Below are 14,558 nucleotides of genomic sequence, written 5' to 3'. Positions count from 1 at the left end.
ACCAGCCACTACACACTACCGCAAGCCCGGCAAATCCTGCCGCTCTTCGCCACTAACTCAGTCAGCAACGAAGAGCCGCTCATTATAGCCAGATACCATCATCTGTCAACTATTTTTCACTTTCCTAGCTCTTGGGTGCGCATTGTCGTAGATGTCAGCCAAATAGCGAAAGTCCAAATGGGTATATATCTGTGTAGTTCCTAAATTGCTGTGTCCTAACAACTCTTGAACAGCGCGAATATCGTGACTGGCTTCCAACATATGACTAGCAAACGAATGCCTTAACATATGAGGATGCAAGCGCTCAGCAGCGCCCTGCTTCTTACCCCATCTATCTAACCGAGACTGAATACTTCGAGGGCTTAAACGATTACCTTTTAAACCTACAAAAAGGGATTGACACTCCGAAGACGGTCTATATTCCAGCCAATGCCTTACCGCCGATACGGCACGCGTTCCCATCGGCAGCAATCGTTGCCTGCCTCCCTTACCGAAACGCACCCTTAACATTCCGCTGTTTAAATCAAGATCGCGAACATCCAGCCCGACCAACTCACTCAGCCGCAGCCCCGATGAATAGAATAATTCAAACATTGCCAAGTCCCGAATCTCCAATATCGAATTCGGGTTGACGCTGAGCAAACCGCACATCTGATCAACATCCAGCACCTTCGGCATTTTTCGCTCACCCTTCGGCGCGCGAACCGACAAAGCAGGGTTTTGATCCAAGCCCCCCGTCCTCACCAAGTACCGATAATATCCCCGAATGGCAGCCAATTCGCGTTGAATGGTCTTAGCGTCCAACCCGTCGCGGTGCCGACCGGCAATATAACGACGAACATCTGACGTTTTGACGCCGTATACTGGAATCTGCTTTTGGCCACAGTAACCTACAAACCGCGACAAATCTCGCTGATAGCTACTTAGCGTATTCGCTGCTAATCGCCTCTCGGAAGAGAGATAGTCAAGGTAGGCTTGTAAAACTGCCTCGCAGGACTCTTCCACGCAGCTTACTCCACACGCTGCATCAACGAGATTAGACGGGTACCTACAATCTCTCCCATTTGGGTTAAAAAAAGACTTCCCAGACTGTAATGGAAACGCCCTTCATCACGACTTCCGATAGCTAGCAATCCTTCCAGCTGGGTGTACATCATCGGAATAATTGCGCAGGACTTGACCTCTGGCGCTATATCCCCAAACAAGAATTTGGCCTGAGCCAGAGTCGGCCGACCGCACTTAGGCAGCTCTCCGGACATTTCGGCGGAAAACAGCTTTAACCCTTCGTCCCCCGGCGAAACAAACAATTGCCCGATGGGACTGTCGGCGTATTCCCGGATGATCTTGACCGCTACAAAGTCGGTCAAAAAGCACTCCGCTAGCACTTCGCTTAAATTCGCTACGACATCCTCCAACGAATTCGCCTCCAACATCGCCAACGTTAATTCGTGCATCCGCCCGAACGAAGCGTCGTTTTCCCTGGCGATTTCAATTAACGCGGTCAACTGGTTTTCCTGCTCTTGGTGTTTAACGCGAAAAATCTCCAACTGCTTGGCGATCAACGAAACGGCATTTCCACTGGGATGCGGTATCTGCATTCTTTCCAGCAACGACAAATGGTGTTGAAAAAAATCGGGATGCGCTTGCAAATACGCCTCCACTTGCTGATCCGTTAATGCTTCACCAGTCATAATTCAATTTGCCCCTCATATACTGAAACGGCAGGACCCGTCATATAAACGGAATGACCGCGACCTTGCCAAGCAATCTTTAACGATCCTCCCGGCAACTGCACGGAAACCACCCGTTCCAATGCCCCCCGCTCGATTCCCGCGACCGCCGCCGCGCAAGCACCACTACCGCATGCCAAGGTTTCGGCGGCGCCTCGCTCATACACGCGGAGCTTAACACTCTGGCGATCCATGATCTTCATAAAGCCAACATTGACGCGCTCGGGAAACAGCGGATGGCTTTCCAGAACTTTCCCTAGAGCACTCACCGGAGCCGTTTCGATATCCTCAACACAAATGATCGCGTGAGGATTCCCCATAGACAGAGCGGAAAATGTTACCTGATCTCCATTGAGAAAGACGGTGTATACCAGCGCTTCCTCCGGCATCAGCAACGGAATTTGCTTAGGCTCGAACCGCGGAACGCCCATGTTCACGGTGATATCGCCATCCTCATTCGCGTTCAACACTAGCTGACCGGCGTCGGTATCGACGACGATAGAACGTTTCGAGGTTAAGCTTTGATCAAGCACGAAACGAGCGAAGCAACGCGCGCCGTTTCCGCATTGCGCGACTTCGCTACCATCGGCATTAAAAATCCGGTATTTGAAATCGGCATTTTCGCTAACAGGCGACTCGACCAACAATAACTGATCGCAACCAACGCCAAAATGCCGATCCGCGATAAAGCGAATTTGCCGCGCGTCCAGCCGTACCGACTGATTGATGGCATCGATAACTACAAAATCGTTACCCAGCCCCTGCATTTTGGTGAAGTGAATTCGCATGGGCGCTTCTAAGGCAATATTTGCTCACCGGCCCAGAGCATTTCGACGGGCTCCCGTTGCCGAATCAAATGACAACGATCGCCGTCGACCATGACCTCGGCGACCCTGGGACGGGAATTGTAATTCGAACTCATCGTGAAACCATACGCTCCCGACGACCGAACCGCCAGCAAGTCGCCTGGACTTAAACCCAATCGACGTTCCTTTCCGAGAAAGTCCCCGGTCTCGCAAACCGGACCGACAACATCCCAAACCCGCTCCCCGGCACCACCGCTCTCGGCGATTACCGGGATAATGTCTTGCCAAGCGCTATACAACGCCGGTCTGATCAGGTCGTTCATCGCTGCGTCGACGATCGCAAAATTTTTGTTCTCGGTCGGCTTTAAGTATTCGACCCGAGTCACCAGAATACCGGCATTTCCGACGATTGCACGGCCCGGTTCGAGCATGATTTCGATGTTCCGATTGCCTAAGCGACTTAACACGGCGGAAATATATTCTCCCGGTTCCGGTGGCTGCTCGTTGCGGTAACAAATGCCCAAGCCACCGCCCAAATCCAGATGTTCAAGCACAATGCCGTCGCCAGCCAACTGATCGACCAATTCGAGTACTTTATCCAATGCATCCAAAAACGGCGCGGTTTCGGTCAATTGCGATCCAATATGGCAATCAACGCCGACCACCCGAATATGAGGCATCCGGGCCGCGCGGAGGTATTCATCCCGCGCCGAAGCAATATCAACACCGAATTTATTTTCCTTTAGTCCGGTGGAAATGTACGGGTGAGTTTTGGCATCCACATCCGGATTGACCCGGAACGACACCGGCGCAATTACACCCAACTCTCCCGCTAGCCGGTTAATCCGATCTAATTCACCACTAACCTCGACATTGAAACAGCGAATTCCGACTTTGAGCGCCGCGACTATCTCGTCTTCACGCTTGCCAACCCCGGAGAATACAATCTGGTCGGCACGTCCACCCGCCTCTAAAACACGCCGCATTTCACCTTGCGACACGATATCGAAGCCCGACCCCAATCTGGCCAGGAGATTGAGGACCGCCAGATTGGAGTTCGCTTTTACCGCATAGCAGATTAAATGCCGGCGCCCTTCCAAGGCCTGATCGAAAGCTAGCCAGTGGCGCTCCAATGTCGCTCGCGAGTAGATATAGCAAGGCGTTCCGTACTCGGCCGCAATTTGATCGACAGGCACGCCTTCGGCGTAGAGCGTACTCTGCCGATAATTAAAAAAATCCATGGATAGAGGCTTATTTGGGTACGTAGATAGGCGGCGGACTGTCCGGGTGGTACAAGGGGCCAGTCTGACCGCAGCCCTGCAACAACAACCACCCGAATACAGCAATTAAAAGCCGAAAGACAATCATAGGTTAGGCATCAAAAGATCAACGCAGACCAATATAACATAGGCCGTCCGCAAATATTCACCTGCCATTGGCCATGCGGGCCCGCTCCCAAGCCTACGAAGCAGTCGCAGATTATTTGACCGTCAACGATTCCTTGACGACTTTAGGCGTAATAAACACTAGCAATTCCTTCTTGTTGTCGGTCTTGACGGTTTTCTTGAACATCCATCCAACCACCGGCAAATCGACCAACCAAGGCACGCTATTGTAGGAATCTTGAACCGTCGACTCGTAGATACCGCCAAGCACGACTGTCTCGCCGTCCTCAACTTGCACCTTGGTTTTCAACTGCCGGGTATCAATAGGCACGGTAGTATTACCACCCGTTGCCAATGGCGTACCCGGCGAATCTTTTTTGATATCCAATTGCATAATGACGCTACCGCTAGGGGTGATTTGCGGCGTCACACTGAGCTCCAGAACCGCATCGACCAATTGCGTCACCGGACCGGTCGCCTGACTCTGAGTCTGATAGGGAATTTGCACCCCCTGTTTGATCGAGGCCAACACCCGATCGCTGGTCATCACCCGAGGATTCGATACCAGCTCACCCTTACCATCGTCTTGCAACGCGCTAATTTCAAGATTCAGCATGTAATCCGCGCCGCGAGCCAGGGTCATGGCCAGAGAGCCTCCGCTGGAGGCCGCCAAAGCAGTACCCAAGTCGGACAGAATTTGCGAGTTTTCACTGGTCTCCGCACCGGATGCCGTAAATCCATATTGCTTGCCGCCACCCGCCGCGCCTTTGTTGGCGACTCCGAACTTAGTTCCCAAATTTTGCGCGAAACTAGTGTCGGCAATCACTATCCGAGATTCGATCAGCACTTGTCTAACCGGCACATCCAACAACTTAACCATTTTGTGAATGTCCTCCATCGCCTTCGCGGTATCCTTGACAATCAGCGTATTGGTTCTAGCATCGACGATAGCTGTACCGCGCGGGGACAATAGACGCATGCTGATAGCGCCGCCTTGACCAGCTCCGCCAGACTGACCGCCCGCGCCGCTTCCTCCGCCACCGCCACCGCCGCAACCACCTCCGCCGCCACCGCCGCTCCCTGCTGAACTGCCTGCCGCACCGGATTGTCCGCCCTGCGAGCTATTGCCCACCCCCATCAGCACACCGCAAATCTCTCCAGCCTTCGCGTAATTGATTTGAATGTTTTCGGTCTTCAGAGGCTCCAGCTCTTCGAAGATTTTTTTAGAATCCAGCTCTTCCTGCTCGATCTTCATGATCTCAGCAACGGGAGCCACCATCACCACATTTCCGCTTTGCCGCTTAGCCAAGCCTTTGGATTTCAGAATCAGTTCCAATGCTTGATCCCAAGGCACGTCGTTTAAACGCAACGTCACGTTGCCGGCTACCGAGTCGGCGGCAATAATATTGAGTTCGGTGAAATCGGCCAGAATTTGCAATACGGACCTGACTTCAATGTCCTGAAAATTTAAAGACAACTTATTGCCGATATAAGGAAATTTTTCCTTTTGCTGCGCCTCTTTCTCGGCGGGCGTCAATGGCCGGAACTCGACCGTCAGCAGGTTGTCCGCTTGATAGGACGAGTATTCGTAATTTTCATTATTCGGGGTAATCGTCAGCCTCACATTTTCGCCCTTGGACAAGGCCTCGATCTTTTGCACCGGCGTGGCAAAATCGGAGACATCGAAATTCTTGGTCAATGCGTCGGGCAGCTTGGTGTTCAAAAAGTTGAGGACCACCTTACCGGCGTTCTGCTTGGTATCGACCACCGTGTTCGCGTTCGACAGGCCCAACAACAAGCGCCCCTCGCCATTGGGGCCGCGTCTAAAGTCGATGGTTTTTATCGTTTGTTCGGGCAAAAATTTGCTGACGACCGAATCCTTGGCTGTTTGCTTTAACGGCGACACCTGACTGACCGACGCCACGGTGGCGGCCGACTTTAAGACCAAATAGAATTTGCCGGCTTCCGCCTTGATTTCATAAGGCACCTTCTCCAGCAGATTAACCACGACGCGCGTCCTTCCCGACGCCTCTACCGCGTAGACCGTACCCACCGCGCCTTGGTTGATTGGAAAGCTTTTCTTGGCCAAATTACTCTTGACCCCGGCAAAATCCAGCGCGATCCGATTCGGATTATCGGTTTCGAATATTTTCGGCGTCACAACCTCTCCGACCATATCCAATTGAATTTGCACCTGATTACCCGCTAACGTCGAAAACTCAAGATTGTTGATGGCGGCATCTTCGGCGTTCGCCAAGGACAAGGACAAGCTCAACAACAAGACCAGCAACAGCGGCCATAGGCGCCCCGCGCCGGCGGATTGAGATTCTAAGGTGTTTCGTAATTTCGCCATGTTTATAACCCTTTGTCGCCAGCCAGCGCTAATGAAGTCGGTTGTTCGCGCCACGTACCCGGCTTATCCGGAACAATTTCCATCAATTCAATCTTATCTTCGACAATACGAATGATCTTGCCGTAATTCTGCCCCAGGTGATTGCCCACCTGAACCCGATGTATCGTGCCGTCGCGAGCCCGGACTAACCCCCAAAATCCTTTGGGGTCGCGCAAGGTACCCACCATCCGCAAAGAATCCAGCGGATAGGCTTCCAACTCTTCCTTCCGCCGCTCGACATCGGGTTTGACGCCGGTAACTCCGGACACATCGATACTGTCTTCGCTGTCCTTACGCTCAATCGGCTGGAACGGATCACGCAGTCCATCCGGTTTAAAAATAAAGGATTCGACCACTTTGATTTCCGGCAGCGGCTCAATTGCCCCCTTGGGCCTGGCTTTGATTTCTTGAATGTATTTGTTCAAATCACTGAAGTCGTCGTTATCGCAGCCCGCCAGCATCAGTAGCGTCATGCCCGCTAAACACGCGCCAGACCATTTCGGCCTTGCCGTCCGATTTCCCATCATCAGCCTCTCCGTCGTTTGGCGGGTTGACCCTTACTAGCGCTCTCGCCTTCGTTGTAGGTCTTGATCGTCGCATTCATCGTCATCATGCCGTCCTTGCCGAGCGGCGTCATCACCACGTCATGAACGGTGACAATTCGGGGCAACGATGCCAATCCGCTGACAAACAACCCCAATTCCTCGTATTTGCCGACAACCTGTATCGCAATGGGAAGCTCGGAATAGAACTCGCGGTTAATCTCGCCGCTTGGTTGAAACAACTTGAACTCCAAACCACTAGCCAAACCGGTCTGCGAAATATCCACCAACAAACTGGCAACCTCCGCTTTGGTGGGCATTTGCTTGAGCATCTCGCCCAACGATGCTTCGATCTGATCCAGCTGATCCCGATAATCCTGCAAATTCGCAGCCTTTTTTTGCTTGGCTTCGAATGCGGTTTTCAGACTTTCTTCCTGCTTCTCAAGCGTATCGAGTTCTTCCAGTTGCGGTACCGTCAACAAATACACGCCGATACCGCCGGTGACCAACGCGATCAGCAGAATAGCAATCGCTTTTAACGGCGTTGGCCAAGTTCCAGCCGCGTTGACATCCCAATTGATTTCGGAAAGATTCATTTGCCCGCACCTCCCGCCGGCTTGTCGGTTTTTCGGCCTTGCTTTGCCGTCAACGTGAAGTCGTTCATTTGTCCGCCGGATTTGCCTTCACCTTTAATCACGGTGAGTACCGAGCTATTGATCCATTGCGAATTGTCGATAGCCCGCATATAGGCCGAGACCCTGGCGTTCGATTCCGCCTTGCCAACCAACGTCAAATCGCTGCCGGCCTGACTGAATTTACTCAGATTGATCCCTTCCGGCGTCGTCCTGGCCAGCTCGTCAAACAAATGCACCACTTCCGGCCGACTTTCTTGCAATTTTTGAATCACTTCGATTTTGGTCAACAGTTTGTTTTTCTTGTCTTCAATGTCCTTGATCTCCTGAATCCGCTTATCCAAAATCGCGATCTCGTTCTGCAACAAAGTATTGCGGCGGGTTTGGTATTCCTTCAATCCTTCGATATAGAGGTAAACCAAACCCAAAATAGCGCACGCCGCCGCCACACCCGCGCCGATACCGGCGACGAACTCTTGCTGCTTCTTTTTCCTTAATTCTTCCCGCCAGGGCAGTAAATTGATTTTCGCCATCAGTCGAAGCTCCTCAGCGCCAAACCGCAAGCGATCATCATCGCCGGAGTATCGTTATTCAGGCTCTGCGGCTTAACCTTGTTGGACAGAGCCATGTTGATGAAGGGGTTGGCGATATAGGAAGCGATGCCCAAATCACGTTCCACCAATTTGTCCAAACCGGCTATCGAAGCGCAACCGCCGGCCAAGATCAACGCATCGACATCCCGGTTAGCGCTGGAAGACACAAAAAACTGTAACGATCTGGCAATTTGTTGCAGCATGGCTTTTTTGAAAGGTTCCAGAACATCGCTGACGTAGTTGTCCGGCAAGCCGCCGTGCTTTTTCGCCAACCCCGCCTCTTCGTAAGACAAGCCGTAGCGACGCTGTATTTCCTCGGTTAACTGTTTGCCGCCAAAGCCTTGTTCCCGGGTATAGACGGTCTTGCCGTCATGCAGAATATTCAGCGAGGTCATCGTGGCGCCGATATCGGCAATCGCAACCGTCTTGTGTTCGACAGCCTCCGGCAATTGATCGGCCAACAATTTGAAAGCGTTTTCCATCGCAAAAGCCTCGACATCGACAACGACCGCCTTTAGTCCGGCGTAAGCCAAGGCCGCCACTCGGTCTTCAATATTTTCACGTCTGGACGCCGCTAACAACACATCGACCATTTGCGGGTTGGCCTTGGTAGCGCCCTGCACTTCGAAATCAAGATTAACCTCGTCCAAGGAATACGGAATGTACTGATCGGCCTCGACCATGATTTGCTCTTCCATTTCCGCCTCCGACAACGACGCCGGCATGGAAATGATTTTAGTCATCACCGACGAACCGGCCACCGCCACGCAAGCGTGCTTGGCGCGCGTTCCGGATTGCTTGACGGCGGTCTTGATCACACTGCCGATTTGCTCTACGTTAGTAATGTTCTTATCGACGATAGCGTCTTGCGGCAAAGGCGCCACCGCATAGCTCTCGACTTTGTAACGCGCGCCCACCCGGCTTAACTCCAACAATTTTACCGCCGCGGTGCTAATATCCACACCGAGCACAGCCGATTGACCACTGCTAAACCAGCTCATGAACAAACCCTTACCAAACATTGAAAGTCAATTCGGGAGCAGCGCCGCAACGCGCCACCCGTTTAAAGCCGAAGTATAGTTAGATTTTTTGATTTTCACACATTTATGACAGTAAGTTATAGAACATACTTTAAGTTGTTCCTAAGATCTTATACGCTGATATTTGCCGATTTCGGGTAAACCCCAAACGCCCCGCCGCCAGTGCCGTTAAAAAAGCCCCCCAAACCGAAGTCATTGCTAAAAACCTTATTCAAATGGCTGTTGTTGGTCATCTTCACGTTCGTCGGCACCCTGGCGGTGGCCTGCTACTACTTCCTATTGGAGCTTGATAAAGAATTGCCGGACATATCCCTGCTCGATAACGTCCAATATCAAACACCAATCAGCATTTACAGCCGCGAGGGCTTGTTGATCGGCCAATTCGGCGAAAAGCGCCGCATCCCTATCGAAATCGCCGACGTCCCTCAACGCCAATTACAGGCGTTCATCGCCGCTGAAGACGACCGGTTTTACAAGCATGGCGGCGTGGATTTCAAAGGCTTGGCCAGGGCCGCGAATCGCTTGATTTCGACCGGACAAAAGCGTCAAGGCGGCAGTACGATTACGATGCAGGTCGCCAGAAACTTCCTGCTGAGTAATGAGAAGACTTACCTACGCAAGTTAAAGGAAATCATGCTGGCGCTAAAGATCGAACAGCGCTATTCAAAAGATCAGATACTCGAGCTGTATTTAAACAAAATTTACATGGGGCAACGCGCGTATGGCCTGGCGGCCGCGGCGCAAACCTACTACGGCAAGGAACTAAACCAGCTCACGCTAGCGCAACAGGCCATGATCGCCGGCCTTCCCAAGGCTCCGTCAATTTATAACCCGCTAACGAACCCGGAACGTGCGCTGCAGCGTCGCAATTACGTACTCAGACGGATGCTGGAACTTGGGTATATCGGCCAGCGCGCCTACGATGCGGCGCTAAGCACGAGCGATGACGCCGCCCAACAACCGTCAGGCATCGCAATGCAGGCCCCCTACGCCGCAGAAATGGCTAGGCAGGATATCATGGCCAAATACGGTGAAGATGCCTACACGCAAGGATTGAAAATTTACACGACTATCACCCAAGAATTTCAGCTTGCCGCTGATCGCGCCCTGCAAGCGACGCTACATGAGTACGAAGAACGTCACGGCTACCGGAATGCTCCTCATATAAATGGCCAGAGCGACGGCGACACCCTGGTCGGCGACGCGCATCGAGCCATCGTTACCGGTCTGACTGACAGCGGCGTTGCGGCCAAGCTCCACGATGGCACCAATATCGAACTGGCTTGGGAATCTGTGAATTGGGCAAAGGCATCGGCAAAAACTGCACGGGAAAGCCGCGACATTATTAAAACCAACGACTTGATCTGGGTCAGACAACTCGAAAACCAAAGCTGGGCGTTGACCCAAATCCCCACCGTGGAAGGCGCGTTCGTAGCCTTGAACCCCGATGACGGCGCGATTTTGGCCCTGGCCGGCGGCTTCGATTTTTACCACAGCAAGTATAACCGGGCGACCCAATCCAAACGACAACCCGGCTCGGGCTTCAAGCCCATCATCTACACGGCCGCGCTGGAAAAAGGTTACACCCCGGCCAGTATCATCAACGACGCCCCCATCGTCATAGAAGACCCCTCTCAGGAAAACGACTGGCGCCCTGAAAACTACAATCGCCGGTATTTGGGACCAACCTCATTGCGAGTGGCGCTAAGGGAATCGATCAATCTGGTTTCGATACGCTTGTTGCAAGAAGTCGGCATCCCTCGCGCTATCGATACCGCCCAACGCTTCGGATTCGACAAGGACCAACTGCCGACCACGTTTTCGCTCGCGCTGGGTAGCGGCTCGGCGTCACCGCTAAAGATGGCGGCCGCCTATTCAGTGTTCGCCAACGGCGGGTTTTCGATTCAACCTTACTTAATCGAACGCATCGAAGATCGCGAGAATCGACTGATATACTCCGCGAAACCGGCGACGGCCTGCCAGGACTGCGCGACGACCGGCGAAATCCGGCCGAACATGGCCACGCGAGTTATTTCCGAGAAAACCAATTTTTTGATGAACAGCCTGCTACGCGACGTGGTACAGCGCGGCACCGCCACTCAAGCCAAGCAACTGAACCGGGCAGATTTAGCGGGTAAGACCGGCACAACCAACGCGCAACGAGACGCTTGGTTTAATGGCTTTGCGACCGGCATCGTTGCCTCCGCATGGATTGGATTCGATAACTCCGCGCCGCTTGGACACGGCGAAACCGGCGGCAAAGCGGCACTGCCGATGTGGATAAAATTCATGAAAGCGATACAGCACCATTTTCCGGAAAAACCGCTAACGGTACCGGAAGGCATCGTCCAAGCCTACATCAACCCTTCGGACGGCTTACTGTTACCGCAAGACCAAAAAGGCGGGATTTGGGAATATTTCGCGAAGGAGACCGCGCCAACCGCGATGTCCACACCCAAGCTTGAACCTGAGTTTGAGGACTTCACCCCGGAAGAAGCGCTGTTTTAACTGAAAGAGGGCGGCGGAAAACCCAGCCAAACATCAGCGAACCGTCGGCAAGCGTACAAATAACGCTTACCGAGGCTCGAGGGACACAACAAATTACTTACCGAATTTTTTACGGAACTTATCTACCCGGCCGGAAGTATCAACGACACGTTGTTTTCCGGTGTAAAAAGGGTGGCAAGACGAACAGACCTCGATATGCAGGTCATTACCCAAAACCGAACCGGTTTCGAACGTATTGCCGCAACCGCAGGTCACTGTAATCTGTTTATATTGAGGATGGATTTCTGGTTTCATAGCGCTCACATACCCGCTTGGGGCCACTTAACTTGATAGACAGCCGCTTATGATACGACGTAATCGCAAGCCACGCAACCTGCTACCGCCGACCGCACGGAACAATGCAATGGAATTACCCGCAAAATGACCCTGTGCGGAGTGTCAACCGCCGGATCAAACCCTAAACTCCGCCGACCTCGCGTGTGCCGTCAAACTTTCCCCCCGCGCCAGCACGGACGCAATCTTGCCTAAATTGTGCGCGCCGGCGGCGGAACAGTTGATCAGGCTGCTGCGCTTTTGGAAGTCGTAAACGCCTAGCGGCGACGAGTAACGGGCAGTGCTCGAAGTGGGTAATACGTGATTAGGCCCGGCGCAATAGTCACCCAGTGCTTCCGCGGTGTAGCGGCCCATGAAGATAGCCCCGGCGTTACGGATGTTATCGGCCAGCGCCTCCGGGTTTTCGACCGACAACTCCAGATGTTCCGGCGCGATGCGATTGGCAACCTCGGCCGCTTGAGCCAAGTCGGCGACTTTGATGAAGGCGCCGCGACCGGTCAAGGAAGCACGGATAATGTCGGCCCGCTCCATCGTCGGCAATAGTTGGTTAATGCTGGCTTCAACCTTATCTAGAAAAACCGCATCCTGACTAATCAGAATGGCTTGGGCGTTTTCGTCGTGCTCGGCTTGAGAAAACAGATCCATCGCAATCCAGTCTGGATTGGTCTGACCGTCGCAAATGATCAAAATCTCGGAAGGTCCGGCAATCATGTCGATGCCGACCTGGCCGAACACTAGTTTTTTCGCGGTCGCGACGTAAATATTGCCGGGGCCGACGATCTTATCGACGGCCGGCACGGTTTCGGTGCCGTAGGCCAGCGCGGCGACGGCTTGAGCGCCGCCGATCGTGAACACCCGGTCGACCCTTGCCACGTAAGCGGCTGCCAGCACCAACGGATTAGTTTCGCCGCCCGGTGTCGGCACCACCATGACCAGTTCGCCGACGCCTGCCACTTTGGCCGGTATCGCGTTCATCAATACCGACGACGGATACGCCGCCTTGCCGCCCGGCACGTACAGACCAGCCCTATCCAGTGGAGTGACCTTTTGGCCCAACAACGTGCCGTCGAGTTCGGTGAATTGCCAGGATTGCAGCTTCTGATGCTCGGCGTAGGCGCTTACCCGGTCGGCGGCGGTTTGCAAGGCGATGGCTTGAGCGCTGGGCAGCGTATCCCAAGCTAGTTTCAGCTCGCCGCTGGACAGCTCCAGTTCCGCACCGGATTTAAAGGCGGTTCGGTCGAAGCGGTTGGTGTAGTCTATTAACGCCCGATCTCCACGGTTGCGGACATCGCCGATAATGTCCAACACGCGCTTGTGGATCTCCAGGTCTTCGCTGGCATCCCAAGCCAAACGGGCTTGCAGGCGTTTTTCAAAGTCGGCGGCGTTGCCGTCGAGTCTGAGCATCTTGATCGCAGTCATACGGACCTCCGCGCTAAGGTGGTTTCGAACTGGTCGATTAACGCCTGGATAGCCTGATGTTTCATTTTCATCGCGGCCTTGTTGACCACCAACCGCGAGGTGATGTTAGCGATCAATTCGCGCGGCTCCAAACCGTTAGCTTTCAACGTGTTCCCGGTATCGACCAGATCGACTATGCAATCGGCCAAACCTACCAGCGGCGCCAGCTCCATCGAGCCGTAGAGCTTAATGATTTCGGCTTGCACCCCTAGGTCTGCGTAATAACGTCGGGCGGTTTTGACATATTTGGTCGCCACCCGCAAGTTAGCCTTCAAGGCCGGGGCCCCGACCGGCGCGGCGGTCATCAGCCGGCAGCCGGCGATACCTAAATCCAACGGCTCGTACAGGCTTTCCGCGCCGTGCTCCAGCAACACGTCCTTGCCGGCAATGCCCAGATCCGCCGCGCCGTATTCAACGAAGGTCGGCACGTCGGTGGCGCGGATGATCACCAATTGCACGTCGGACCGAGTGGTTTGCAAAATCAGCTTGCGACTTTTGTCAGGATCGTCGGTCGGCGTGATACCGGCTTGTTCCAAAAACGGCAAGGCTTCTTCGTAAATTCGGCCCTTGGATACGGCGATGGTCAGCATGGCGGATATCTTGGTTAGTTGGGAACGCGGCGAATGGTGGCGCCCAGTTGCGCCAGCTTTTCCTCAATGTGGTCGTAGCCGCGGTCGATATGATAGATCCGATCCACCAGCGTTTCGCCCTCGGCGGCCAAACCGGCCAAAACCAAGCTGGCCGAGGCCCGCAAATCTGTCGCCATCACCGGCGCGGCCTTCATTTGTTCGATACCGGTACAGATCGCGGTATTGGACTCCAATTTGATTTGCGCCCCCATCCGCTGCAATTCCTGCACATGCATGAAGCGGTTTTCGAATACGGTTTCGGTAATCAGACCAACGCCTTCGGCCACCGAATTCAGCGCGGTGAACTGGGCCTGCATATCGGTCGGGAAAGCGGGATAAGGCGCGGTGCGCACCGTGACCGCTTTCGGACGCTTACCGTGCATGTCCAGTTCGATCCAATTCTCGCCGCAGGTGATGTCGGCGCCGGCCTCCTTGAGCTTGACCAGTACCGCGTCAAGAATCGTCGGATCGGTGTTTTTCAGTTTAACCCGGCCGCGGCTGATCGCGCCG

Annotated in this window: 14 protein-coding genes and 1 pseudogene; 1 reads left to right on the top strand and 14 read right to left on the bottom strand. The window is 53.7% G+C overall.

What is annotated here, in order from left to right; all coding sequences use genetic code 11:
* Positions 1 to 105: 105 nt before the first annotated feature.
* The 10 genes from xerC to A1355_RS00870 form a co-directional block, all read right to left on the bottom strand.
* Positions 106 to 1,005, bottom strand: coding sequence for a tyrosine recombinase XerC (gene xerC, locus A1355_RS00910; RefSeq protein ID WP_064024047.1), 900 nt, complete (start codon positions 1,003 to 1,005; stop codon positions 106 to 108).
* A gap of 5 nt (positions 1,006 to 1,010) precedes the next feature.
* Positions 1,011 to 1,691 (bottom strand): DUF484 family protein, encoded by a 681-nt coding sequence (locus tag A1355_RS00905; RefSeq protein ID WP_064024044.1) that lies wholly within the window; start codon positions 1,689 to 1,691, stop codon positions 1,011 to 1,013.
* Positions 1,688 to 2,518 carry a diaminopimelate epimerase gene (gene dapF / locus A1355_RS00900; RefSeq protein ID WP_064024042.1) on the bottom strand — a complete coding sequence of 277 codons (831 nt, stop codon included), beginning with the start codon at positions 2,516 to 2,518 and terminating at the stop codon, positions 1,688 to 1,690. Before dapF ends, A1355_RS00905 begins: the two co-directional genes overlap by 4 nt.
* An 8-nt stretch (positions 2,519 to 2,526) precedes the next feature.
* On the bottom strand, positions 2,527 to 3,777 hold the full coding sequence (gene lysA / locus A1355_RS00895; protein ID WP_064024039.1) for a diaminopimelate decarboxylase: 1,251 nt from the start codon (positions 3,775 to 3,777) through the stop codon (positions 2,527 to 2,529).
* A 10-nt stretch (positions 3,778 to 3,787) separates the two neighbouring features.
* The gene (gene lptM / locus A1355_RS26525; protein ID WP_139306267.1) at positions 3,788 to 3,904 is read right to left on the bottom strand and encodes an LPS translocon maturation chaperone LptM; all 117 of its coding nucleotides are present in this window, start codon (positions 3,902 to 3,904) and stop codon (positions 3,788 to 3,790) included.
* A gap of 111 nt (positions 3,905 to 4,015) precedes the next feature.
* Positions 4,016 to 6,274 (bottom strand): type IV pilus secretin family protein, encoded by a 2,259-nt coding sequence (gene pilQ / locus A1355_RS00890; RefSeq protein ID WP_064024037.1) that lies wholly within the window; start codon positions 6,272 to 6,274, stop codon positions 4,016 to 4,018.
* Between the two features lie 2 nt (positions 6,275 to 6,276).
* Positions 6,277 to 6,837: a pilus assembly protein PilP gene (locus tag A1355_RS00885; RefSeq protein WP_082885274.1), complete on the bottom strand. Its 561-nt coding sequence runs from the start codon at positions 6,835 to 6,837 to the stop codon at positions 6,277 to 6,279.
* Between the two features lie 2 nt (positions 6,838 to 6,839).
* Entirely contained in the window at positions 6,840 to 7,451 is a 612-nt protein-coding gene (locus tag A1355_RS00880; RefSeq protein WP_064024033.1) for a type 4a pilus biogenesis protein PilO, read from the bottom strand.
* On the bottom strand, positions 7,448 to 8,020 hold the full coding sequence (locus A1355_RS00875; protein WP_064024031.1) for a PilN domain-containing protein: 573 nt from the start codon (positions 8,018 to 8,020) through the stop codon (positions 7,448 to 7,450). The genes A1355_RS00880 and A1355_RS00875 overlap by 4 nt, the downstream gene beginning before the upstream one ends.
* Entirely contained in the window at positions 8,020 to 9,081 is a 1,062-nt protein-coding gene (locus tag A1355_RS00870) for a pilus assembly protein PilM (RefSeq protein ID WP_064024049.1), read from the bottom strand. Before A1355_RS00870 ends, A1355_RS00875 begins: the two co-directional genes overlap by 1 nt.
* 234 nt (positions 9,082 to 9,315) lie before the next feature.
* On the opposite strand from A1355_RS00870, the gene A1355_RS00865 reads away from it, so the two are divergent.
* Positions 9,316 to 11,628, top strand: coding sequence for a penicillin-binding protein 1A (locus A1355_RS00865; protein WP_231883508.1), 2,313 nt, complete (start codon positions 9,316 to 9,318; stop codon positions 11,626 to 11,628).
* 93 nt (positions 11,629 to 11,721) lie between these two features.
* On the opposite strand, the gene rpmE is transcribed toward A1355_RS00865, so the two are convergent.
* The 4 genes and pseudogenes from rpmE to A1355_RS00850 form a co-directional block, all read right to left on the bottom strand.
* Positions 11,722 to 11,922, bottom strand: coding sequence for a 50S ribosomal protein L31 (gene rpmE, locus A1355_RS24200; protein WP_082885273.1), 201 nt, complete (start codon positions 11,920 to 11,922; stop codon positions 11,722 to 11,724).
* Positions 11,923 to 12,078: 156 nt separating this feature from the next.
* On the bottom strand, positions 12,079 to 13,380 hold the full coding sequence (hisD, locus tag A1355_RS00860) for a histidinol dehydrogenase (protein ID WP_064024027.1): 1,302 nt from the start codon (positions 13,378 to 13,380) through the stop codon (positions 12,079 to 12,081).
* Positions 13,377 to 14,009: an ATP phosphoribosyltransferase gene (gene hisG, locus A1355_RS00855; RefSeq protein WP_064024025.1), complete on the bottom strand. Its 633-nt coding sequence runs from the start codon at positions 14,007 to 14,009 to the stop codon at positions 13,377 to 13,379. Before hisG ends, hisD begins: the two co-directional genes overlap by 4 nt.
* A gap of 14 nt (positions 14,010 to 14,023) precedes the next feature.
* A pseudogene (locus A1355_RS00850) lies at positions 14,024 to 14,558 on the bottom strand (UDP-N-acetylglucosamine 1-carboxyvinyltransferase); the annotation flags it as partial.

Origin of the sequence: Methylomonas koyamae (assembly GCF_001644025.1) — a bacterium.
Classification (GTDB): domain Bacteria; phylum Pseudomonadota; class Gammaproteobacteria; order Methylococcales; family Methylomonadaceae; genus Methylomonas; species Methylomonas koyamae_A.
The sequence above is the reverse complement of the archived record's forward strand: the minus strand, read 5'-3'. Positions and strand labels throughout refer to the sequence as shown.

Coding starts and splice junctions, on each gene's coding strand:
- A1355_RS00875 (WP_064024031.1), bottom strand. CDS start 8,020: ATGGCGAAAATCAATTTACTGCCCTGGCGGGAAGAATTAAGGAAAAAG.
- lptM (WP_139306267.1), bottom strand. CDS start 3,904: ATGATTGTCTTTCGGCTTTTAATTGCTGTATTCGGGTGGTTGTTGTTG.
- hisG (WP_064024025.1), bottom strand. CDS start 14,009: ATGCTGACCATCGCCGTATCCAAGGGCCGAATTTACGAAGAAGCCTTG.
- A1355_RS00870 (WP_064024049.1), bottom strand. CDS start 9,081: ATGAGCTGGTTTAGCAGTGGTCAATCGGCTGTGCTCGGTGTGGATATT.
- A1355_RS00880 (WP_064024033.1), bottom strand. CDS start 7,451: ATGAATCTTTCCGAAATCAATTGGGATGTCAACGCGGCTGGAACTTGG.
- A1355_RS00885 (WP_082885274.1), bottom strand. CDS start 6,837: ATGGGAAATCGGACGGCAAGGCCGAAATGGTCTGGCGCGTGTTTAGCG.
- A1355_RS00905 (WP_064024044.1), bottom strand. CDS start 1,691: ATGACTGGTGAAGCATTAACGGATCAGCAAGTGGAGGCGTATTTGCAA.
- lysA (WP_064024039.1), bottom strand. CDS start 3,777: ATGGATTTTTTTAATTATCGGCAGAGTACGCTCTACGCCGAAGGCGTG.
- dapF (WP_064024042.1), bottom strand. CDS start 2,518: ATGCGAATTCACTTCACCAAAATGCAGGGGCTGGGTAACGATTTTGTA.
- rpmE (WP_082885273.1), bottom strand. CDS start 11,922: ATGAAACCAGAAATCCATCCTCAATATAAACAGATTACAGTGACCTGC.
- hisD (WP_064024027.1), bottom strand. CDS start 13,380: ATGACTGCGATCAAGATGCTCAGACTCGACGGCAACGCCGCCGACTTT.
- pilQ (WP_064024037.1), bottom strand. CDS start 6,274: ATGGCGAAATTACGAAACACCTTAGAATCTCAATCCGCCGGCGCGGGG.